This window comes from Mesorhizobium sp. M0698 (assembly GCF_040320455.1).
Classification (GTDB): Bacteria; Pseudomonadota; Alphaproteobacteria; order Rhizobiales; family Rhizobiaceae; genus Mesorhizobium.
This window is the reverse complement of sequence record NZ_JAMYPQ010000010.1, coordinates 180,550-199,554: the sequence shown is the minus strand read 5'-3', so window position 1 is coordinate 199,554 and position 19,005 is coordinate 180,550. Positions and strand designations below refer to the sequence as shown.

Here is a 19,005-nt window from a genome sequence, read left to right as displayed (position 1 = left end):
CGATGGGCTGTTCCGAAATTTTTTGCGGCGGGCGGCAGAATTCCCCCTCACCCGGATTGCCAACCGAATTGCGAAGGGCAATTCGGGGCAATCCGACCTCTCCCCGAGGGGAGAGGAGGTCGTCGGCGTTGATGCCAGCCTCTTCTCCCCGGCGGGGAGAAGGTGGCCGCGAAGCGGCCGGATGAGGGGGACCCCCATATGCGATTGCCAATCGGCAGACGCTACTGCGCCGGCACCGGGCAGCTGACCTCGCCTTCCGGGCAATTGAGATAGTTCTCGAAATCCTTCACCCGATCATTGGTGAGCGCCCGTTGGCAATCGTAGACGACCATCGGATACATGCTGCCGGCGCCCTCGCGCGGGCCGCCCTGGAAAGCGCATTCGGCGTCGCGGAAAGCGACCCAGTGGCGCTGCGCATCGACCAGCAGCTTCTTGGTCTCCGCATCGCCCTTCAGCCGCCCCTCTATCTGCTTGTAGGCATCATTGAGGTTCTTGTCGGCCTCATCGAACGATTTGCCGGCGCATTCGTTCAAGGTCGCCTGGTCCTGCGCATTGGCGCAATCGTCGGCCCGCGCCACGCCCGCGAAGAGCGGAACGGCGAGGATCAAGGTGGCGAGGGTGGAAAGCAAAAGCCGCATCATGTTTCTCCGGTTTCGTCAAAGCTCCCGCGCGAATTGCAACATCGCAGCTTGACGCCCGGACCGGCAAGACGCGACCTGCCGCCTGGTGGACATTTCCCTTCCGGATCCTGCGCTCGGTCCCTGCCCTCCACCATGGCTCCGGGCGTTCGTCGGCTTGTCGACCGCGCCTCACCCCGCCCAATCCACCTCGATCATCCCCAGCCGCTGATAGAGCCTGACCGCAGCCGCGTTCTCGACAGTATTGGTCTTGAGGTCGACATGTGCCGCGCCCCTTGCCTGAAACACCGCAAACGCGTGCCGCATCAGTGCCTCGGCAATGCCGTTGCCGCGCGCCTCGGGGTGGACGGCAAGATCCTTGACGAACGCCCGTGTCCAGCAGAGCGCCGCGCCCGCCAGCCGGCCCTTGCCGTCGATGACCAGGAAACACAAAGCTGGGTCGAATTCCGCGTCCGCCGAAATGCGCGGCCACCATTCGTCGAACGGTCCGTCGGCGCCGTCGTCAAACACCGCGGTCAACAGCGTATGCAAAGCGAGTGCATCCGCGGCTTCGAAGCCGCGCATGAAAAAACCTTCGGGCCAGCGCGGCGCCAGAAGCGTGTCGTCGAGTATCTTGCGCAGGCGGAGGTCGTTTGGCGCCGGTGGGCGCGGCTCAGGCATCGGGCTGCATGCGGCGGCGCAGGCTATCGCTGCCGAGGCCGGTTTCGCCGAGCAGCCCCTTGCGCTTGGCGTCGTAATAATAGCCGCTCTGGTAGAGCCGGTCGGCGCGCTTGGAGTTGCCGCCTGAGACCAGCCAGGCGCCGCGCAGATATTTCACTGCATATTTCAAATTGGTCTCGGCATCGAACAGGCCGCTTGCCGGCCCGTCATAGCCCATGCCGCGCGCCGTCGCGTGCTTGATCTGCATCAACCCCCAATGGCCGTGATTGTAGGCTTTCGGGTTGAAGGTGCTCTCGCGGTTGACGACGCTGCGCACCAGATCGACCGGCACCTGGTAAAGCGCGGAATATTTCTCGATCAGCCGCTCGATCTCGCTGCGGCCGCCGGCGTTCGACTGGCCTTCAGTGGGATCGATCGCGGCCAGAGCGGCCGGGTTCTGCGGCACCGTGTAGGAAACCGGCTGAACGCCGGGCATGACGGCGGTCTGTTGGCTGACCGGCATGGCGACAGCGGCCGTCGCGATGGCTGGCTGGGCATTGGTGGTCATGACGGCGGGGGTGGTTGCCGCCAGTGGCGTCGGCCCGGCAAACGCGGCGGCCGGCTCGACCGGCAGCGCCGCTGTCTGGGCGACGCCGGACGGTTCCGGCAGCACCGAAACCGTGTCGGGCAGCGCCAGCGTAAAGCCGGCATCGGTATTGGCCGTATTTTCGGTGAAGGCCGGCGCCGGGGTCACCGGCGAAGTCGAGGTGCAACCGCTGAGAGCGGCCACGGCCAACACCGCCGCAAGGACGGGAAAGAGGAATTTTGCTGGCAAGCGGCGCTCGGGTCCGGTTCGTCGGGTGTTAAGAAGTCCTTACACCAGCATCTTTCCTCGGGCAATCCGCGGTAGCCGGTGGTTTTCGGGTGGCGAGCCGGGCCGCGAAATGCGATATTGTTCTGGATTTGTACTTCGAAGGATTCCGGAAAGGAGCACGCCATGGACGCCTCTCATGCCACCGCCGGCCACGCGGTCTTCGAAACCGTGCTCGGCTTCATGGGCATCGCCTGGAGCGATGCCGGACTGACCCGGCTCTGCCTGCCGCAGCGCAATCGCGACGCGGTCGAGCGCCGGCTGCTGCGCCATGCCGCCGCCGACCAAGCAGCGAAGCCCGAGCCGCAATGGGTTGCCGAGCTGATCGCGTCGATCAAGGCCTATGCCGCCGGCGAGGATATCGATTTCTCCAACGTGCCGGTCGATCTCAGCGGCGTCGACGAGTTCCGCCTGGCGATCTATGACGCGGCACGAAAACTCGCCTTCGGCGAAACCACCACCTATGGCGAACTGGCCAAACGAGCCGGCCATGCCGGGCTGGCGCGTGAGACGGGCGCCGCACTCGGCGCCAACCCGGTGCCGCTGGTCATCCCTTGCCATCGCATCCTTGCCGCCGGCGGCAAGATCGGTGGATTTTCCGCGCCCGGCGGCTCGGCTACCAAGGAAAAGATGCTGGCCATGGAAGGCGTACGCGTCGGTCCGCCGCCGCCGGCGCAGGTGTCGTTCGGGTTTTAGGTACGTCGATATTCAGGCGAGGCCGGCACCCGGCGCACCATTTCGTCCCACTCTAATCCGGAAGCAGGCGCCGGCGAAAACGCCGGTCGATCTCCACCCGCTTGCATTTGTAGACGGTGCAGGAATTCGTGTCGGTGCTCGGCACCGAGGCCCGCGCCCTGACCTCGCCGATGTCGCAGAATTGCTGGCTCCGCACGTAGCGGTCGTAGAGCGCCAGCCCCGGCACGCGCGTCGATCGATAGCGCAGGATGACCGCACCCTCGCGCGCGATCGTCGCCTGCACCTTGCCGCAGCTCATGCGGGTCGGGTCGTAGCGCGAGACCGCCTGCGCCTCGGCGGCCACCAGCGTCAGGCAAGCGGCAAGCAGAACGATTTTCATGGCCCCTCTCCCCAAAACCCGGTCGCGCCCGAAGCCGACGCGATCCTCCCGGGTCAGGCGCGCAACAACGACGCTCTCACGCGATTGGGGCGGCCGTTGGGCAGCGTTGCCGCCGCGCCATTTTCCGCCCCGTCTTGTTTTTTGCGCGAAAGCATATTATATGCGGTCCATTGATATTTCGGCCGATCGATCCGGGCCTCGCGATCTTCGCGTTTGCTGACGTTCTATCTCCAAAATCTCGATACAAACCGGCTGGGTTTCGGTCCAGTCAAACTAAAGCAAACGTAAAGGACTATCGAAATGGCAACAGGTACGGTCAAGTGGTTTAATTCCACCAAGGGTTTCGGCTTCATTCAGCCTGACAGCGGCGGCGCGGACGTTTTCGTTCACATCTCCGCAGTCGAGCGTGCTGGACTGTCGACCCTGGTTGAAGGCCAGAAGATCAACTTCGAGATCGAGCAGGACCGCCGCACTGGCAAGTCGTCCGCTGGCTCTCTGAGCAAGGCAGCCTGATTTTGCGAATGGCGCGCGCCGGGCGATAGACCGGGGCGGGCGGCCAGTCACGGATGTACTGGCGGTCGCGCGAGAAGCGCGCCGGAGCGGAAGACCCCGACAAGCCGAAGCAGCAGATTGCTGCCGGCCCGGCCAAAACGCTCCCGATCAGGCTACCAAGCATGGGAAGGCGGGATTTTGTCCCGCCTTTTTGCTGTCTGGATTTTAAACGCCGACAATTGGCGAAACCGGCGATACAGCTCCTTCTCCCCGTCTCTATACGGGGAGAAGTGCCCGGCAGGGCGATGAGGGGCAGCGCGACGCATCAGGACTGCCCTTCGCCAGGCCAAGCACGACATCACAACAAAGGCTGGCGCCGCCCCTCATCTGGCTGCCGCCATCTTCTCCCCGTACAGTGACGGGGAGAAGGACGCTTTCGCCGAAGCTTTCGCCAATTGTCAACGTTGCTCAGCAAAGTCGGCGAGTTGCACTCAACCCACCCACTCCAGCGGCACATGCCCCGGGTCGGCCTCGACCCTTTTCAGCCAGGCGGCCACCGCCGGATAGGCGTCGAGCTGGAAGCCACCCGTCTCGGCGGTATGCGTATAGGCATAGAGCGCGATGTCGGCGACGCTGAGCGCATTGCCAGCGAAGAAGCTGCTCCCGGCCAGGTGCTTGTCCATGACGCCGAGCGCCTTGTTGCCGCGCTCCAGCGTCACCGCCAGCCGCTCGGGCGTTGCGTCCTTGGCTCTTTCAGGGAAGGTCAGCAGCGCCCTGCGCACGGCGATATAAGGCTCATGGCTGTATTGCTCGAAGAACAGCCACTGATAGGCCAGCGCGCGTTCGTATCTGTCCGCCGGCAGGAACCGCGTGCCTTCGGCGAGATAGAGCAGGATGGCATTGGATTCGGCCAGCCGCCGGCCGTCGTCGAGTTCGAGCAGCGGCACCATGGCGTTCGGGTTTTTCGCGACATAGTCGGGCTTGCGCGTGTCGCCGGTGTGCGAGCTGACCTCGACATTGATGAAAGCGATGCCGAGCTTGGCCATCAACAGGCGCGGCTTGTAGCAATTGCCGCTGTCGATCATTCCATAGAGTATCATCGGTGCTCCCCCTTGCTCGCAACCACCCGTCTCAGGGTTTGATCCAGCCTCTATCGCGGCAGCGGCGGCTTCATCCAGTGATTTGTTTTGGCGTAACCATCAGCGCCGCTGATGCATTCATCCGAACAAGGGGATGACGTTGTTATCCCTGCCAAGCAGCCTGTCGATCGACAGCGGCTCCTCGTCGAACAGCGTACCGGCCAGCGCCGGCCGGGCAAGGTAAAAGCCCTGCAGCAGGTCGACGCCGCCATCCAGCGCGACGCGCAGATGCGTGGCGTTCTCGACGCCTTCGACCAGCACCTTGGCGCCACGGTCGTGCAGCGTCGAAACCAGCGGCCGGAAAAACCGCTCGGCGGCGGCATGGCGGCAGAATTCTGCGAACCAGGTGCCGTCGATCTTGACGATGTCGGGCTGCACCAGGGCTACCCTTTCTTCGGTCGAATGCCCGGTGCCGAAATCGTCGATGGCTATGCGGACGCCGTCGCGCCGCATCTCGCGCGCCAGGCTGACAAGCACCTTGTCGCCGGCCGCCTGCTCGGTGATCTCGCAGACCAGCATGCCGGGATGCAGGCCGAAATCCGCCAGATGCCTGGTCATCAGCCTGATTTCGGCCAGCGCCCGTGCGGGGTCATCGTTGATCAGCGGATTGTAATTGAAGAACAGGTCGAGCCCGTCGACGCCGATGTTGCGGAAGTTGCGCAAATGCAGCACCCGGCACATGGTTTCGACCAACAGCCGATCCGCTGCCGGCACACCTTCGAAGAAGATTTGCGGCGCCACCGGCCTGCCTGCGCGATGCGGCTCGATCAGTCCCTCGACCGCGACGGCGGCGAGAAACCTGCCGCGAGCCGCGAAGACCGGCTGGTAGGCGCTCCTCAGCCGGAATGCGCCATAGACGCCATATTCGATGCCGACCTCGTCGGCAAAGATCGCTTCGCCGACCTTGCGCCGCATGTCGGCCCGCCCGGTCACGATGCCACCCTGCGCCCGAAAGCCCGCATCGGTCGCCGCGAGGTCGAAACGGCCGTGGGCACTTTGTCCTTATCGGGCGACACCGCTGATGCCTGCCCGGCCTTGTCGAAGACGTGAAAGCTGGTCGGTGCAAGCTCCGGGCGTGCCAGCACGAAGCCTTGCACCATCGAGGCGCCCGACTTTTCGGCGAGCTCGAGCTGCCAGCCCGTCTCGATGCCCTCGAATACCGTCCGGATGCCTTGCTCTTCGAAGCTTGTCACCATAGCGGTCAGCAAGGCGAAGCCGGCACCGGACTCCATCAGCGTCATGATCCAGTCGGCGTCGAACTTGACGATGTCTGGCCTGAGTTCCTTGATGCGATTGATGTCGGACTCCTCGGCGCCGTAATCGTCGACGGCAATGCGCAAACCATTGCCCCTGAGCGCCTCGACGAAATTGTAGAGCGTTTCCTGCGACGCCGATTTCTGCTCGGTGACCTCGCAGACGACGCGGCGCGGATCGATGTCGGCCTCGTGCAGCACCAGCCGCATGTCGCGCAGCGCCTTGTCGGCGATGCTGCGGTCGGTGAACACCGATGGATCGAAATTGATGAAGATGGAGGCGTCTCGCGGCAGGCAGGCGCCGGCGTTCAGAAGGTGCAGCGTCCGTGTCAGCGCCTCGATATGCAGGCGGTCGACCGCCGGACAGCTGTTGAAGAAACTCATTGGCGGCTGCGGCTCGCCTTCGCGGAACGGCCGGATCAGCCCCTCGAACGCGACGACGGAAAGCTTGCCCTTGTTGAAGGCGAAGATCGGCTGGAACGCGCTTTGCAGCGTATAGACCCCCCAGACACCGCTGGCGGTGCCGTCATCATGGCGGATGATATGGGCAAGCCCGATGCTGCGCGTCACGGTTCCTCGCTATGCGAGACTGGCGGACCGGCCACGGTCCTGCCGTTCAAGCTTTTACCGATCGTTGATGAATTTATTGTTGCCAGCATTGCGCGCTGGCTCATTCGACAATGCCTGCGCTGGGCTTGCGCTTGAGAAGACGATGCGACATGAGAGGCGCCGCGGCGCCTTCGCCCGCCGGTCTTTTCTGGAGATATCTGTCATGGCCTTTCTTGCCGACGTCCTTTCCCGCGTAAAGCCTTCCGCGACCATCGCGGTGACGCAGAAGGCGCGCGAGCTGAAAAACGCCGGCCGCGATGTGATCGGGCTGGGCGCCGGCGAGCCGGACTTCGACACCCCCGACAACATCAAGCACGCCGCGATCGAGGCGATCCGCCGCGGTGAGACGAAATATCCGCCGGTATCCGGCATTGTGCCGCTGCGCGATGCGATCGCAAAAAAATTCAAGCGCGAGAACAATCTCGACTACCGGCCGGAGCAGACCATCGTCGGCACCGGCGGCAAGCAGATCCTGTTCAACGCCTTCATGGCGACGCTGAACCCCGGCGACGAGGTGATCATCCCGCGCCCCTATTGGGTCAGTTATCCCGAAATGGTGGCGATCTGCGGCGGCACCTCGGCCTTTGCCGACACCTCCATCGACAACGGCTTCAAGCTGACGGCGGCCGTGCTGGAAAAGGCGATCACGCCGCGCACCAAATGGCTGTTGATGAACTCGCCGTCGAACCCCTCGGGCGCAGCCTACACCGAAGCGGAACTCAAGAGCCTGGCCGACGTGCTGTTGAAGCACCCGCATGTCTGGGTGCTGACCGACGACATGTACGAGCACCTGACTTATGGCGACTTCGTCTTCAAGACCATCGCCGAGGTCGAGCCTAAGCTCTATGAGCGCACGTTGACGATGAACGGCGTGTCGAAGGCCTATGCCATGACCGGCTGGCGCATCGGCTACGCGGCAGGCCCGGTGCCGCTGATCAAGGCGATGGACATGATCCAGGGCCAGCAGACCTCCGGCGCCTGCACCATCGCCCAATGGGCGGCGGTCGAAGCGCTGAACGGCCCGCAGGATTTCATCCCGAAGAACAAGGCGATCTTCCAGGGCCGGCGCGATCTCGTCGTCTCGATGCTCAACCAGGCGCGCGGCATCACCTGTCCGTCGCCGGAGGGTGCGTTCTACGTCTATCCCTCCTGTGCCCAGCTGATCGGCAGGAAGACCAAGAGCGGCAAGGTGATCGACAGCGACGAAACCTTCTGCTCGGAACTGCTCGAGGCCGAGGGCGTGGCGGTTGTTTTCGGCTCGGCCTTTGGCCTCGGCCCGAACTTCCGCATCTCCTACGCCACGTCGGAGGCTCTGCTCGAAGAGGCCTGCACGCGCATCCAGCGCTTTACCGCCGCGCTGGTCTGAGACGTTTCAGCCGCCATACTGCTCGTCGTTCACCTTCTCCAGCCAATCGACATGCACACCCTCGAGCGCCTCCTGCATGGCGATGTGGGTCATCGCCGATTTGGGCGCGGCGCCGTGCCAGTGCTTTTCGCCGGCCGCAAAGGAGATGACGTCGCCGGCCCTGATCTCCTGCAGCGGCCCGCCCCAGCTTTGCACGAGACCGGCACCGGATGTGACATAGAGCGTCTGGCCGAGCGGATGCGTGTGCCAGTGGGTGCGAGCGCCGGGCTCGAAGCTGACCAGCGTGGCTCTGAGCCGCGCCGGCGCCTCTTTCTCGATGATCGGCGTCTGCAAAACCCGGCCAGTGAAGTATTTTTCCGGCGCAACAATCGTCGGCACGCTGCCGCAGGCAATAATCTTCATCGTCGCAAGTCCTCGATTCAATCCAGTGTCTTAGACCCTACCACTTTCGTCCGATGCCGGCTGCATCTCCTGCCGGCTGCGGGCAAAACGCGGCCAGAACAGACCGGTCCGCGTGCGGTAAGCGTCGTAGGCATCGGCCAACCTTGTCCGCGAAAATTTTCGCTCTTCGTCCAAGGCTGCGATCACGTAGATCGTAACGATGCCGGCGACCGGAACCACCGCCCAGACCGACCAGGTCGCGATACCCCATCCGATCCAGAAGATGATGTAGGACGTGTAGAACGGATGCCGGACATGGAGATAAGGGCCTTCGGTCACCAGGCTGTCGGGATTGTCAGGATCGAATGCGAACCGCAGCCGCGCCTTGCGGGAGACCGAGATCGCCCACCAGAACAGCGCCGAGCTTGCCAGTTCGATGGCGAGCCCGCCGATCTTCGCCGCCACCGGCTGCCGCTCGATCCACAGCAGCGCAAGAAAGAACAGCGCCGTGCCGACCACGACGGCCGAAATGATCATCGCGCCTTGAGACATGGTCTGCGACTGGAAATGCGCGCGCATCGACCAGGCATATTGCCCGAGCGTCGCGATGCTGCTGATCGAGAGGAGAAGGTCGAGCGTGGATTCCATCATCAGGGTCCCGGGGTTAGCTGTGGTGGATTCGTTCATCATACCCGGCGCAAGCCGAGAAATCATTTCTTAACCACCGTTCTAAACAACATGGTGACCTCGGCATGCGATGTTGACCTGGAGACAATCCCAAGGTCCAAACCAGATATGGCCGTTTCCCACCGCACGATCCGCACGCCGCAAGCGGATTTGCGCCTCAGCCAGTCGTCGGGACCCGGCATCCCGCTTGTCCTGATCCACGGCTCGGGCAGTTCGCGCGCCGTATTCGCCCGTCAGTTCGACAGCCCGTTGGCCGCTGCCCATCGGTTGATTGCTTTCGACCTGCCCGGCCATGGCGAATCGTCGGACGCCCGCGATCCGGCGACGGACTACACCATCGCCGGCCTTGCCCAATCGGCGGCTCAGCTCCTCGATGTTTTGGGGATCGGCCGCGCCGTCGTCTTCGGCTGGTCGCTTGGCGGGCACGTGGCAATCGAACTCGCAAGTTTTCACCGCGCCGTCGGCGGGCTGATGCTGACCGGCGCGCCGCCGGTATCGAAGGGTCCTTTCGGCATGCTGCGCGGCTTCCACGCGCATTGGGACATGCTGCTGGCGTCCAAAAAGACGTATTCCGAACGCGATGCCGAGCGCTTCGAGACGCTGTGCTTCGGCGACACCGCCGATCCGTCCTTTCGCCAAGCCATCCTGCGCACCGACGGCCGGCTGCGCGCCGCGGTGACGCGCGGCATGCTCACCGGCAAGGGCGCCGACCAGAGACAGGTGGTCGAGCAAGCCGCGTTTCCGGTCGCTATCGTCAATGGCGAGAACGATCCGTTCGTCCGGCTCGGCTATTTTGAGACACTCGCATACGGCTCGCTGTGGGAGCATTGCCACATCATCTCTAGCGCCGGGCATGCGCCTTTCTGGGAGCGTGCGGACCTGTTCAATCCGTTGCTCGCGCGCTTTGCCGAGACGGTGGCGGTGCAGCGCGTCGACGCACCCTCGCTGGCGTCGCGCCTAACCGGCACCGGCTGAACCGGCCCCAACTTCAAATCCCTTCAACCTCAAATCCCTTGCCCTCCCGGCCTGCCCGTGGGACGATGCCCTTTGGGTAGGTGGCAAATTGAAAAAAGCCTCGCCCGCGACGGCCGACAGGCCGGCCGCCGCTCACAGGGAAACGCCTGAGTGGAGGTCAGCCATGGGTACTCGCGCCGGAGGACGACGCACGGGACCGAAATGCATTGCCATAGTCGGTCCCTTCGCAAGCGGTAAGACGACACTTCTCGAAGCCATACTCGCCCGTACAGGCGCCATTCCCCGCCAGAATCCCGTTTCGTCCGGAAATACCGTTTCCGATCATTCGCCCGAGGCGCGCGCTCACGGCATGAGCGTCGAGGCGACCTTCGCCACCACCGATTTCATGGGCGAGCCGTTCACCTTCGTCGATTGTCCCGGCTCCATCGAATTCTCCTTCGAAGCCGAGCCGGTGCTGGCCGCCTGCGACGTCGCCGTGGTCGTTGCCGAGGCCGACGAGAAGAAGATCCCTGCCCTGCAGCTGATCATGCGCAAGCTCGACGATCTCGGCGTGCCGCGCATGCTGTTCCTGAACAAGGTCGACAAGGCGATAGCAGGTGTGCGCGACACGCTGAAGATGCTGCAGCCGGCAAGCTCGGTGCCATTGCTGCTGCGCCAGATCCCGCTGCGCAAGGACGGCGTCGTCATCGGCTCGATCGACCTCGCTCTGGAGCGTGCCTACATCTACCGCGAATATGCCGAGAGCGAGGTCGCCCAGATCCCGAGCGACGACAAGGCGCGCGAGCTCGAGGCGCGCTTTTCCATGCTGGAGACGCTCGCCGACCATGACGACCGGCTGATGGAGCAATTGCTGGACGAGATCGAACCGCCGAAGGATGCGATCTTCGACGATCTTGCCGCCGACCTGCGCGACGGCATGGTGACGCCGGTGCTGATCGGCACCGCCGAGAAGGGCAATGGCGTGCTGCGCCTGTTGAAGGCGATCCGTCACGACGCACCCGACATCGAGGCGACGCGCCAGCGCCTCGGCGCTCTCGATGGCAATGCCACCGTGGTCCAGGTGATGAAGACCATCCACACCGCGCATGGCGGCAAGCTGTCTGTGTCGCGCATCCTGTCCGGCCAGGTCGCCGACGCCGCCGAGCTGTTCCTTTCCAATGGCGAAACGGCAAAGGTCTCCGGCATCTACAAGATGCTCGGCAAGGACCAGGTCAAGCTGACTTCGGCCAAGGCCGGCGACACGGTCGCGCTCGGCAAGCTGGACGCCGTCAGGACCGGCCAGACGCTGAGCTCGACCAAGGGCGGCATCCAGCCGCTGGTCACGCTGGCGCCGCCGCAACCGGTCTTCGCCTTCGCGCTGCGGCCGAAAGAGCGCAAGGACGAGGTCAAGATGTCGGCGGCCATCCAGCGCCTGGCCGAGGAAGATCCCTCGCTCAACCTGCATCACAACCAGGATTCGGCCGAAACCGTGCTGTCCGGCCATGGCGAGATGCATCTGCGCGTCGTGCGCGAGCGGCTGGAAGGCAAGAACCAGATCCCGGTCGAAGGCCATGTGCCGGCCGTGCCCTACCGCGAGACGATCCGCAAAGCGACGCAGCAGCGCGGCCGCCACAAGAAACAATCAGGCGGCCACGGCCAGTTCGGCGACGTCGTGATTGAGATCAAACCGCTGCCGCGCGGGTCAGGCTTCCAGTTCACCGATACGATCACCGGCGGCGTCGTGCCGAAGACCTACATCCAGTCGGTCGAGACCGGCGTGCGCGATTACCTGAAATCCGGCCCGCTCGGCTTCCCGGTCGTCGATGTTGCCGTCAACCTTTCCGACGGCTCCTACCATGCGGTCGATTCCTCCGACATGGCCTTCCAGATGGCAGCGAAGCTGGCGATGAAGGAAGGCATGGCCGCGTGCTCGCCGGTGCTGCTCGAGCCGGTGATGAAGGTCGAGATCGTCACGCCGTCGGATGCGACGTCGAAGATCATCGCTCTGATCCCGCAGCGGCGCGGCCAGATCCTCGGCTACGACGCGCGGCCCGACTGGCCCGGATGGGACGTCGTCGAGGCGACCATGCCGCAAGCCGAGATCGGCGACCTCATCATCGAGCTGCGCTCGGCCACGGCGGGTGTCGCCAGCTACCGGGCCGTCTTCGACCACATGGCCGAACTCACCGGCCGGTTGGCCGACGAAGCGCTGAACGCCAACGGCAAGGCCGCCTGATCTGCCTTTGCGGCCCAACAGGAAACGGCGCCCCGATGCTACGGGCGCCGTTTCTTGCGGACCGTCTTCGTGGGAGGCGAAACGGCAGGTCCGCCGCATGCTTGCCGCCGGTGCCTGGCGGCGGAGGAAGGTTCGGACGCGGTAGCTGCCTGAGCCCGGGTCGTCCGAGTGATGCCCCCATCCCCCGGACGAGCCACACCGCGTCCTGTGCTCTGCTTAATCGATTTGGCGCGCCCGCGGCATGTTACCCGAGGTTACATGTCACTGTTACGCGACCGCTCCGGCCGATTTTCTGGCGATGTGTTGGTTTCGGGCAACAAAAAAGCCGGATCAATGAAGACCCGGCTGAGTTTGATTGGAAGTGCCTGTTAAGGCTAACCTCCAGAGGGGAACACTCGAGAGCGCTAATGGGAGGAGAACGCGCTCAGGAGATGATCTATATATGTGCTCTTCATGCCCAAGAAACAAGCATCTATTTTGCAACACTCACATGCAAAAAGGCGCCGGCTGTGGTCTAATCCGTCCCGAAGCGCAATAGGACCAGTTGAATCGCTGAAATACAGCCTACGGCAAGGCAAAAATCGATCCGCGGCCGCGAATCAGCAGCGATTCCTGCTCGGAAAGTCGAAAAACGCAGGATGACGTGGAATCGTGCAGCACGCGTTTGTTTTTTCGGCAGCCAGACCTTGCTGGTGCATGCCGCCCAAAAGCCCGCCATCGAGCTTGACCTGAGGGTGCAGCGGTTTGGGTTACATGCCGGACAAGACCTGAAGCGCGTTGCAGGAGACCGTTCAAGGCCGCGCCCGTAAGGAGAGCTATATGCGAGCCACTTCGGCGATCGCCGGCAGCGTCATCTTCCTTGCTGTAGCGCCCGGCGTGGTCGCCGGGCTGTTGCCTTGGCTGCTGACCGATCGCTATCGCCTGCCCTGGTCGAGACTGCCCGGTTTCGTTCCTGTGGGCTGGCTGCTGGTTGTCGCCGGCACAGCCATACTGCTGCACGCCTTTGCCCGGTTTGCCCTAGAGGGCCTGGGTACCCCCGCCCCGGTCGCGCCGACCGAAAGGCTGGTCGTCGGCGGCATCTACCGCCATGTGCGCAATCCGATGTACGTCGCCGTGCTGTCGATCGTCCTCGGCCAGGCACTGCTGTTTTCGAGCTGGACGGTCGCCGCCTATCTAGTCATCGCCGCGGCCGCCATGATCTCCTTCGTGAGACTATATGAGGAACCGACGCTTGCCCGCCGCTACGGCGACGAATACGAGGCCTACCGCCGTGCCGTACCAGGCTGGCTGCCCCGCCTGACACCTTGGCGCGGCTGAAGCAGGCTCCAACGCTACGTCACCACGGCAGCGGGCCGTCCTCGTTCGAGAACGTGCCCGTCGGACCGCTCGCGTCGAGAAGCGCGAGGCGCACGGGCTCCCGCGCGGCCTGTTCGACGGTGCGCGGACCTTCGAAGTTGTTCAGCTCCGTCGCGGTGTAGCCCGGGCACGCAGCGTTGACCTTGATGCCGGTCTCCTCGAGCTCGATGGCGAAGGCGAGCGTCATCGCGTTGACGGCCGTCTTCGACGGGTTGTAAACGGCGCCAAACGAAGTGCGGTACGGAAAGGCCGGATCCGCGTTCAATGTCAGCGAGCCGGCGCCGCTCGATACGTTGACGATACGCGCCGCCGGCGCCTCACGAAGGAGCCGCAGCATCGCTTGCGTGACGGCGACGATGCCAAACACGTTCGTCTCGAACACCGCGCGTACGTCGTCGAGAGAGGCAACACTCGGGCGGCCCGAGTTGATGATCTCCTCGAACAACGTGCCGGGCTTTCCCGCGTGGGAGATGCCGGCATTGTTCACCAGCACATCGAGGCGGCCGATTTCGATGCGGATGCGCTCTGCCGCGGCGGCGATCGAGGCCTGGTCGGTGACGTCGAGCTGCAGGGCGTGGGCATCCTCTCCGATGCTCTTTGCGGCTGCCTCGGCATGCTCGAGCCTGCGCGATCCTACGAGCACGGTAAGGCCGTTCGCCGCGAGGTCCTTGGCGATCTGAAGACCGATGCCCTTGTTGGCCCCGGTGACCAGGGCGACGGGTTTGTCCTGCATGGTAATCTCCTTTTGTGCACCGATGTGTGGCCAACACCGCCTTGCCGTGCTAGATACAAGTCAAACGGAACCACGTTCCACATATATCCGGAACAAGGTTCCGTTTGCAAGAGGTAATTTGATGGGCGAAAAAACGCCGAACGGCAAAACGGATCAAGGCGATAGTCTGGAACCCCGCGACCGCGCGGATCGGCACGTGCGCGCCGACGCACGGCGCAACATCGACGCGTTGCTCCGGGCGGCCATGGCGGTGTTCGCGACCTCCGGCGTGGAGGCTCCGGTGCGAGAGATCGCGGAAAAGGCTGGCGTCGGCGTCGGCACCGTCTACCGCCACTTTCCACAGCGCTCGGACTTGATCGTGGCCGTCTTCCGCAACGAGGTTGACGCCTGTGCGGACGCCGCGCCGATCCTGGCCGGAAAGCATGAGCCCGGTGAAGCGCTGGCCCTGTGGATGCAGCGCTATGTGGATTTCATCACGGCAAAACGCGGCCTCGCGGCAGCCTTGTACTCAGGCAATCCGGCCTTCGACACTTTGCCTGCCTATTTCAACCAACGGCTCCGGCCCGCGCTCCAAACATTGCTGGAGGCAGCGGCCGCGGCCGGCGAGGTGCGCGCCGATATCGAGCCGGGCGATCTGTTGGGGGCGGCCGCCAGCCTTGCCATGCCGGCACATGGCGGCGGCCCTGCCCAGGCGCGGCGCATGGTTGCCCTGCTGGTCGACGGTTTGCGCTACGGCGCCAGCACGCTGGCGGATACGCGTTCCTAAAGCGCGTTGCGTTCGACCGACCTGATGCGACGCGCTTTAGGTTCTTATTTGATGCATGTCCTTATCGCAAAACCGCTGCACGCTTTTGCGCGACATGCATTAGCAATCGCAGACCAAGTACGACATCAGACAAAAAGGCTGGTGCTGCCCCTTCTGGCTGCCGCTATCTTCTCCGTTATAGTGACGGGGAGAAGGACGCTTTCGCCGATCGCTGTTTGCAGTGTTGTAGGGTCGACATAAATGAGCTTTTCAGAATTTCAGCCACGCCATGTGCTCTGCATGCTGGGAAGGCAGGGTGGATATTCTGAGCTGTGTCGCTCAGTTCAGTCGGCAATCGACAATTTCGCCCGGGGGTTTGAAATTGATACGCACTTTTCGCAGGACGCGCCGGATGATCGCATGGTTGAGTCGTTCGATGTGTCTTGGGATCGGGTACATAAGGGGGGACGGACTAAAGAGGACGAAGCGGCCGTCCATGAGCACGGTTGCGTGATTTATGTACTTGGTCCCCATATGGATATCGAAAGTACCGTTGGGACGTCGGCAATCGCCCTTCGCTTAATCGTGCATGCGCTGAACAGTGATGCTATTGCCGCAAAAGGCGAGAGTGCTGGCATTGCGCACGGTGCGGCTCGATGGAAACAACTTGGCCGTGATGCGGAAAACGCCGAGGACGGCCCGAGTTTAGCACGTACTTGCCGCCTTGCCTTCAGCAAGCGGCCGTTAAGTGACGGAAAGTTCCTCTGTAGCGTCGGTTTCCATCTCGTCGGTCTGCCAGAGGTCTTCGCGCCAAGGAGTCTTTCCGACGATGAGCTGGTGCTCAGCTCGATAATCGACCGTGTTGCCGATGAGATGTTTACCGAAGGCGTCGGGCTGAGTTTAGTCCGTAACAATGGGATACTGCTACCCATCGAAGCGTACGAAGAAGACGACTTCAAATTCAACCCGTATGGTGCCGTCTACTTGGGCGATCACGGCAAAAAGGATACCTTGTCGACAGAATCTAGAAACTAAAACGACCAGCTGCGCGCCTTGGCGATGATGAAATCGCGGAAGACATGCAGCTTCGCCTGGTTCTTCATCGCGTCGGGATAGGCGAAATAGGTATCGAAGGACGGCACTTCGGTCTCGGGCAGCAACTGCACCAGCCCGGAATCCTTGCTGACCACGTAATCGGGCAGCATGGCGATGCCGGCGCCGCCCTGCACCGCCCGCTTGATCGACAATATGTCGTTGATCTGCAGCGTCGGCACCCTTTGCCCGCCTTCGAAATCGCCGACCGTCTCCAGCCAGTTCAGTTCCGACAGATGCGCCGGCACCGGCACGCCGAAGGTGACGATGCGATGGGTTTTCAGCTCGGCGATCGAATTCGGCTTGCCGTATTTGTTCACATAGGAGGGCGCCGCGTAGAGATGGAAATGCACGGTGAACAGGCGGCGCTGGATGAGGTCGGGCTGCTGCGGCTGGCGCAGCCGGATGGCGCAGTCGGCCTGGCGCATGGTGAGGTCGAGCTCCTCATTGGCCAGGATGAGCTGCAGGCTGACCTCGGGATAGAGCTCGATGAACTCTTGCACGCGCTCGGTCAGCCAGCCTGCGCCGAGGCCGACCGTCGTCGTCACCCTGAGCACGCCGGAGGGCCGGTCCTTGGTTTCGGTCAGTCGCGATTTGATGGTTTCGAGCTTCATCAGCACGTCGTGTGCCGTGCGGAACAGCATCTCGCCCTGCTCGGTCAGCACCAGGCCGCGGGCATGGCGATTGAACAGCGGCACGCCGACGTCATGCTCGAGCGCGCTGACCTGCCGCGAGATCGCGGATTGCGACAAATGCAGTGTTTCCGCGGCATGGGTGAACGACCCCGCTTCCGCCGCGGCGTGAAACACGCGTAGCTTGTCCCAATCCAACGCCATGATTTCCCCTCGTCCTGTTTTCTGGCGTCCGCCTGTTTTCGGCGTCTGAATGAAAAATCAGGCTTTTGCGCGGCTTTTCTCAGCCGCTTATCGAACAATCACTCCGCCGCTTCGCGGTGAACCTCGATCCCCGCCAGATATTTTTCCGCCTCGAGCGCGGCCATGCAGCCGAGCCCGGCCGCCGTCACCGCCTGGCGGTAGATATCGTCGGTCACGTCGCCGGCGGCGAACACGCCCGGCATGTCGGTGCGGGTCGAATCCGGCGCCGTCCACAGATAGCCGTTCGGCTTCTGCTTCAGCTTGCCGGCAAACAGCTCGACCGCCGGCGCGTGGCCGATCGCCACGAACACGCCGTCGACCACCAGATGCATCTCCTGCCCGGTCACCACGTTGCGCAGCTTCAGCCCTTCGACCGAAGGCGGCAGCGGCGCCTTGCCGGGCCTGCCGCTGATCTCGTCGACCACCGTGTCCCAGATGACGCGGACATTATCTTTCCGCAGCAGCCGCTCGCGCAGGATGCGCTCGGCGCGGAAATCGCTGCGCCTGTGGATGACGGTGACGCTCTTGGCCAGGTTGGAGAGATAGAGCGCTTCCTCCACCGCCGAATTGCCGCCGCCGATCACCGCGACATCCTTGCCGCGATAGAAGAAGCCGTCGCAGGTGGCGCAGGCCGAAACGCCAAATCCCATGAAGGTGTGTTCGCTCGGGATGCCCAGCCATTTGGCCTGCGCGCCGGTGGCGATGATCAGCGCGTCGGCGGTATAGATCGTGCCGGTATCGCCCTTGGCGCGGAACGGCCGCACGTTGAGGTCGACTTCGGTGATGATGTCGTTGACGATATCGGTGCCGACATGCTCGGCCTGCCTGAGCATTTCGCTCATCAGCCATGGACCCTGGATCGGTTCGGCGAAGCCCGGATAGTTTTCGACGTCGGTGGTGATCATCAGTTGCCCGCCCTGCTGCAGACCGGCGACCAGCATCGGCTTGAGCATGGCGCGGGCGGCATAGATTGCCGCCGTATAGCCGGCGGGGCCGGAGCCGATGATGAGAACAGGCGCGTGCTTGGTGATCATAAAAAACCTCTGCGGGGAGCAGCCATGGATTGTGGCATGAACTCTCGTCGATTGTTGCGCGTAATGTAAGTGTTGCCTGCGACGCCAGCAAGGCAAGTTGCCGTTCGTCCCCGGAAAGCTTCGGCGCCGGCGACGGCGACAAGCAACCCGCAGCAAGATGATGCGAAAATCCTCGATCCAGCGGATGGAATAGACAGCAAAGTCGTTTAATTACAAAGTCGCGAAAGATTCTTTCGCGTCACCACGGAAGCCACCATGCCGATCAAGGCCGATCTCGATGCCATCGACTGGAAGATCCTGCGCGAGCTTCAGCAGGACGGACGCATGACCAATGTCGAACTGTCGAGCCGCGTCGGCATTTCGGCGCCGCCGTGCCTGCGCCGCGTCAGGCGGCTGGAAGAGGCCGGCATCATCCGCGGCTACCGCGCTTTGCTCAACGCTCCGGCGCTCGGCCTCGACGTCGTCGCCTTCTGTCTGATCGGCCTGCATCACCAGGCCGACGCCGAACTCAAGACCTTCGCCGAGCGCACCCGCGGCTGGCCGATCGTGCGCGACGCCTGGATGGTGTCGGGCGAGTCCGATTTCCTGCTACATTGCGTGGCGAGCGATCTCGGCACCTTCCAGACCTTCGTCATCGAGGAACTGGCCTCGGCCCCCAATGTCGATACGGTGCGAACCGCGCTGACCATCCGCCGGGTCAAAGACGAAGGGCTGGTGGCGTTTTCGGCTTAAGAGAGCAGGCAAAGCGGCTGCGAAACAAAAACCCGGAAACAAAAAACCCGCCTCGGCGGGCGGGATCGTTGGTGGAAATCATCACCATCCCCAAATTA

Annotated in this window: 21 protein-coding genes; 9 read left to right on the top strand and 12 right to left on the bottom strand. The window is 63.3% G+C overall.

The window, feature by feature from the left end:
- Positions 1-221: 221 nt before the first annotated feature.
- The 3 genes from NKI16_RS20980 to NKI16_RS20970 all read right to left on the bottom strand — a co-directional run bounded on the left by NKI16_RS20980 (position 222) and on the right by NKI16_RS20970 (position 2,112).
- Positions 222-641: a lysozyme inhibitor LprI family protein gene (locus NKI16_RS20980; protein WP_352458419.1), complete on the bottom strand. Its 420-nt coding sequence runs from the start codon at positions 639-641 to the stop codon at positions 222-224.
- Between the two features lie 168 nt (positions 642-809).
- A complete protein-coding gene (locus tag NKI16_RS20975) occupies positions 810-1,298 on the bottom strand; it encodes a GNAT family N-acetyltransferase (RefSeq protein ID WP_352782427.1) in 489 nt (162 codons plus the stop codon).
- Positions 1,291-2,112, bottom strand: coding sequence for a transglycosylase SLT domain-containing protein (locus tag NKI16_RS20970; protein ID WP_352843008.1), 822 nt, complete (start codon positions 2,110-2,112; stop codon positions 1,291-1,293). The genes NKI16_RS20975 and NKI16_RS20970 overlap by 8 nt, the downstream gene beginning before the upstream one ends.
- A 162-nt stretch (positions 2,113-2,274) precedes the next feature.
- Between NKI16_RS20970 and NKI16_RS20965 the strand changes: the two genes are divergently transcribed.
- Positions 2,275-2,844: a methylated-DNA--[protein]-cysteine S-methyltransferase gene (locus NKI16_RS20965; protein WP_352782431.1), complete on the top strand. Its 570-nt coding sequence runs from the start codon at positions 2,275-2,277 to the stop codon at positions 2,842-2,844.
- A 52-nt stretch (positions 2,845-2,896) separates the two neighbouring features.
- On the opposite strand, the gene NKI16_RS20960 is transcribed toward NKI16_RS20965, so the two are convergent.
- On the bottom strand, positions 2,897-3,223 hold the full coding sequence (locus NKI16_RS20960) for a hypothetical protein (RefSeq protein WP_352579864.1): 327 nt from the start codon (positions 3,221-3,223) through the stop codon (positions 2,897-2,899).
- 300 nt (positions 3,224-3,523) lie between these two features.
- On the opposite strand from NKI16_RS20960, the gene NKI16_RS20955 reads away from it, so the two are divergent.
- The gene (locus NKI16_RS20955) at positions 3,524-3,736 is read left to right on the top strand and encodes a cold-shock protein (protein WP_023678332.1); all 213 of its coding nucleotides are present in this window, start codon (positions 3,524-3,526) and stop codon (positions 3,734-3,736) included.
- A gap of 470 nt (positions 3,737-4,206) precedes the next feature.
- Here NKI16_RS20955 and NKI16_RS20950 read toward each other — a convergent pair whose 3' ends face one another.
- From NKI16_RS20950 to NKI16_RS20940, 3 genes are all read right to left on the bottom strand, one after another.
- A complete protein-coding gene (locus tag NKI16_RS20950) occupies positions 4,207-4,815 on the bottom strand; it encodes a glutathione S-transferase family protein (protein WP_352782433.1) in 609 nt (202 codons plus the stop codon).
- A gap of 117 nt (positions 4,816-4,932) precedes the next feature.
- Positions 4,933-5,787 carry an EAL domain-containing protein gene (locus NKI16_RS20945; RefSeq protein WP_352586858.1) on the bottom strand — a complete coding sequence of 285 codons (855 nt, stop codon included), beginning with the start codon at positions 5,785-5,787 and terminating at the stop codon, positions 4,933-4,935.
- The gene (locus NKI16_RS20940) at positions 5,784-6,677 is read right to left on the bottom strand and encodes an EAL domain-containing protein (RefSeq protein WP_352586856.1); all 894 of its coding nucleotides are present in this window, start codon (positions 6,675-6,677) and stop codon (positions 5,784-5,786) included. Before NKI16_RS20940 ends, NKI16_RS20945 begins: the two co-directional genes overlap by 4 nt.
- A 202-nt stretch (positions 6,678-6,879) precedes the next feature.
- Between NKI16_RS20940 and NKI16_RS20935 the strand changes: the two genes are divergently transcribed.
- Complete coding sequence (locus NKI16_RS20935; protein ID WP_023678337.1) at positions 6,880-8,082, top strand: pyridoxal phosphate-dependent aminotransferase; 1,203 nt, start codon at positions 6,880-6,882, stop codon at positions 8,080-8,082.
- 6 nt (positions 8,083-8,088) lie between these two features.
- Here NKI16_RS20935 and NKI16_RS20930 read toward each other — a convergent pair whose 3' ends face one another.
- Together NKI16_RS20930 and NKI16_RS20925 are read right to left on the bottom strand one after the other, a co-directional pair.
- Positions 8,089-8,484, bottom strand: a complete 396-nt coding sequence (locus tag NKI16_RS20930; RefSeq protein ID WP_023678338.1) for a (R)-mandelonitrile lyase — start codon at positions 8,482-8,484, stop codon at positions 8,089-8,091.
- 30 nt (positions 8,485-8,514) lie between these two features.
- Positions 8,515-9,111: a methyltransferase family protein gene (locus NKI16_RS20925; protein WP_023678339.1), complete on the bottom strand. Its 597-nt coding sequence runs from the start codon at positions 9,109-9,111 to the stop codon at positions 8,515-8,517.
- A 147-nt stretch (positions 9,112-9,258) separates the two neighbouring features.
- Here NKI16_RS20925 and NKI16_RS20920 point away from each other — a divergent pair, with 147 nt between their 5' ends.
- The 3 genes from NKI16_RS20920 (at position 9,259) to NKI16_RS20910 (ending at position 13,657) form a co-directional block, all read left to right on the top strand.
- The gene (locus NKI16_RS20920; protein ID WP_023678340.1) at positions 9,259-10,125 is read left to right on the top strand and encodes an alpha/beta fold hydrolase; all 867 of its coding nucleotides are present in this window, start codon (positions 9,259-9,261) and stop codon (positions 10,123-10,125) included.
- Positions 10,126-10,288: 163 nt separating this feature from the next.
- A complete protein-coding gene (locus NKI16_RS20915) occupies positions 10,289-12,340 on the top strand; it encodes an elongation factor G (protein ID WP_023678341.1) in 2,052 nt (683 codons plus the stop codon).
- An 819-nt stretch (positions 12,341-13,159) separates the two neighbouring features.
- Positions 13,160-13,657, top strand: a complete 498-nt coding sequence (locus tag NKI16_RS20910; protein WP_023678342.1) for a methyltransferase family protein — start codon at positions 13,160-13,162, stop codon at positions 13,655-13,657.
- 19 nt (positions 13,658-13,676) lie between these two features.
- Here the strand turns inward: NKI16_RS20910 and NKI16_RS20905 are convergent, their stop codons facing one another.
- On the bottom strand, positions 13,677-14,429 hold the full coding sequence (locus NKI16_RS20905) for an SDR family oxidoreductase (RefSeq protein WP_352586852.1): 753 nt from the start codon (positions 14,427-14,429) through the stop codon (positions 13,677-13,679).
- Between the two features lie 121 nt (positions 14,430-14,550).
- Here NKI16_RS20905 and NKI16_RS20900 point away from each other — a divergent pair, with 121 nt between their 5' ends.
- Both NKI16_RS20900 and NKI16_RS20895 read left to right on the top strand, forming a co-directional pair.
- The gene (locus NKI16_RS20900) at positions 14,551-15,195 is read left to right on the top strand and encodes a TetR/AcrR family transcriptional regulator (protein WP_023678344.1); all 645 of its coding nucleotides are present in this window, start codon (positions 14,551-14,553) and stop codon (positions 15,193-15,195) included.
- A 240-nt stretch (positions 15,196-15,435) separates the two neighbouring features.
- On the top strand, positions 15,436-16,209 hold the full coding sequence (locus NKI16_RS20895) for a hypothetical protein (RefSeq protein ID WP_156937381.1): 774 nt from the start codon (positions 15,436-15,438) through the stop codon (positions 16,207-16,209).
- Here NKI16_RS20895 and NKI16_RS20890 read toward each other — a convergent pair.
- Positions 16,206-17,102 (bottom strand): LysR family transcriptional regulator, encoded by an 897-nt coding sequence (locus NKI16_RS20890; RefSeq protein WP_023678345.1) that lies wholly within the window; start codon positions 17,100-17,102, stop codon positions 16,206-16,208. The genes NKI16_RS20895 and NKI16_RS20890 overlap by 4 nt on opposite strands.
- 98 nt (positions 17,103-17,200) lie before the next feature.
- The gene (gene trxB / locus NKI16_RS20885; RefSeq protein WP_023678346.1) at positions 17,201-18,175 is read right to left on the bottom strand and encodes a thioredoxin-disulfide reductase; all 975 of its coding nucleotides are present in this window, start codon (positions 18,173-18,175) and stop codon (positions 17,201-17,203) included.
- 255 nt (positions 18,176-18,430) lie between these two features.
- Between trxB and NKI16_RS20880 the strand changes: the two genes are divergently transcribed.
- Positions 18,431-18,907, top strand: coding sequence for an Lrp/AsnC family transcriptional regulator (locus NKI16_RS20880; protein WP_023678347.1), 477 nt, complete (start codon positions 18,431-18,433; stop codon positions 18,905-18,907).
- Positions 18,908-19,005 lie beyond the last annotated feature (98 nt).

Excerpts from the sequence above, each read along its gene's own strand:
- NKI16_RS20980 (WP_352458419.1), bottom strand. The coding sequence starts at position 641 with ATGATGCGGCTTTTGCTTTCCACCCTCGCCACCTTGATCCTCGCCGTT.
- NKI16_RS20975 (WP_352782427.1), bottom strand. The coding sequence starts at position 1,298 with ATGCCTGAGCCGCGCCCACCGGCGCCAAACGACCTCCGCCTGCGCAAG.
- NKI16_RS20965 (WP_352782431.1), top strand. The coding sequence starts at position 2,275 with ATGGACGCCTCTCATGCCACCGCCGGCCACGCGGTCTTCGAAACCGTG.
- NKI16_RS20960 (WP_352579864.1), bottom strand. The coding sequence starts at position 3,223 with ATGAAAATCGTTCTGCTTGCCGCTTGCCTGACGCTGGTGGCCGCCGAG.
- NKI16_RS20955 (WP_023678332.1), top strand. The coding sequence starts at position 3,524 with ATGGCAACAGGTACGGTCAAGTGGTTTAATTCCACCAAGGGTTTCGGC.
- NKI16_RS20950 (WP_352782433.1), bottom strand. The coding sequence starts at position 4,815 with ATGATACTCTATGGAATGATCGACAGCGGCAATTGCTACAAGCCGCGC.
- NKI16_RS20935 (WP_023678337.1), top strand. The coding sequence starts at position 6,880 with ATGGCCTTTCTTGCCGACGTCCTTTCCCGCGTAAAGCCTTCCGCGACC.
- NKI16_RS20930 (WP_023678338.1), bottom strand. The coding sequence starts at position 8,484 with ATGAAGATTATTGCCTGCGGCAGCGTGCCGACGATTGTTGCGCCGGAA.
- NKI16_RS20925 (WP_023678339.1), bottom strand. The coding sequence starts at position 9,111 with ATGGAATCCACGCTCGACCTTCTCCTCTCGATCAGCAGCATCGCGACG.
- NKI16_RS20920 (WP_023678340.1), top strand. The coding sequence starts at position 9,259 with ATGGCCGTTTCCCACCGCACGATCCGCACGCCGCAAGCGGATTTGCGC.
- NKI16_RS20915 (WP_023678341.1), top strand. The coding sequence starts at position 10,289 with ATGGGTACTCGCGCCGGAGGACGACGCACGGGACCGAAATGCATTGCC.
- NKI16_RS20910 (WP_023678342.1), top strand. The coding sequence starts at position 13,160 with ATGCGAGCCACTTCGGCGATCGCCGGCAGCGTCATCTTCCTTGCTGTA.
- NKI16_RS20905 (WP_352586852.1), bottom strand. The coding sequence starts at position 14,429 with ATGCAGGACAAACCCGTCGCCCTGGTCACCGGGGCCAACAAGGGCATC.
- NKI16_RS20900 (WP_023678344.1), top strand. The coding sequence starts at position 14,551 with ATGGGCGAAAAAACGCCGAACGGCAAAACGGATCAAGGCGATAGTCTG.
- NKI16_RS20895 (WP_156937381.1), top strand. The coding sequence starts at position 15,436 with ATGAGCTTTTCAGAATTTCAGCCACGCCATGTGCTCTGCATGCTGGGA.
- NKI16_RS20890 (WP_023678345.1), bottom strand. The coding sequence starts at position 17,102 with ATGGCGTTGGATTGGGACAAGCTACGCGTGTTTCACGCCGCGGCGGAA.
- trxB (WP_023678346.1), bottom strand. The coding sequence starts at position 18,175 with ATGATCACCAAGCACGCGCCTGTTCTCATCATCGGCTCCGGCCCCGCC.
- NKI16_RS20880 (WP_023678347.1), top strand. The coding sequence starts at position 18,431 with ATGCCGATCAAGGCCGATCTCGATGCCATCGACTGGAAGATCCTGCGC.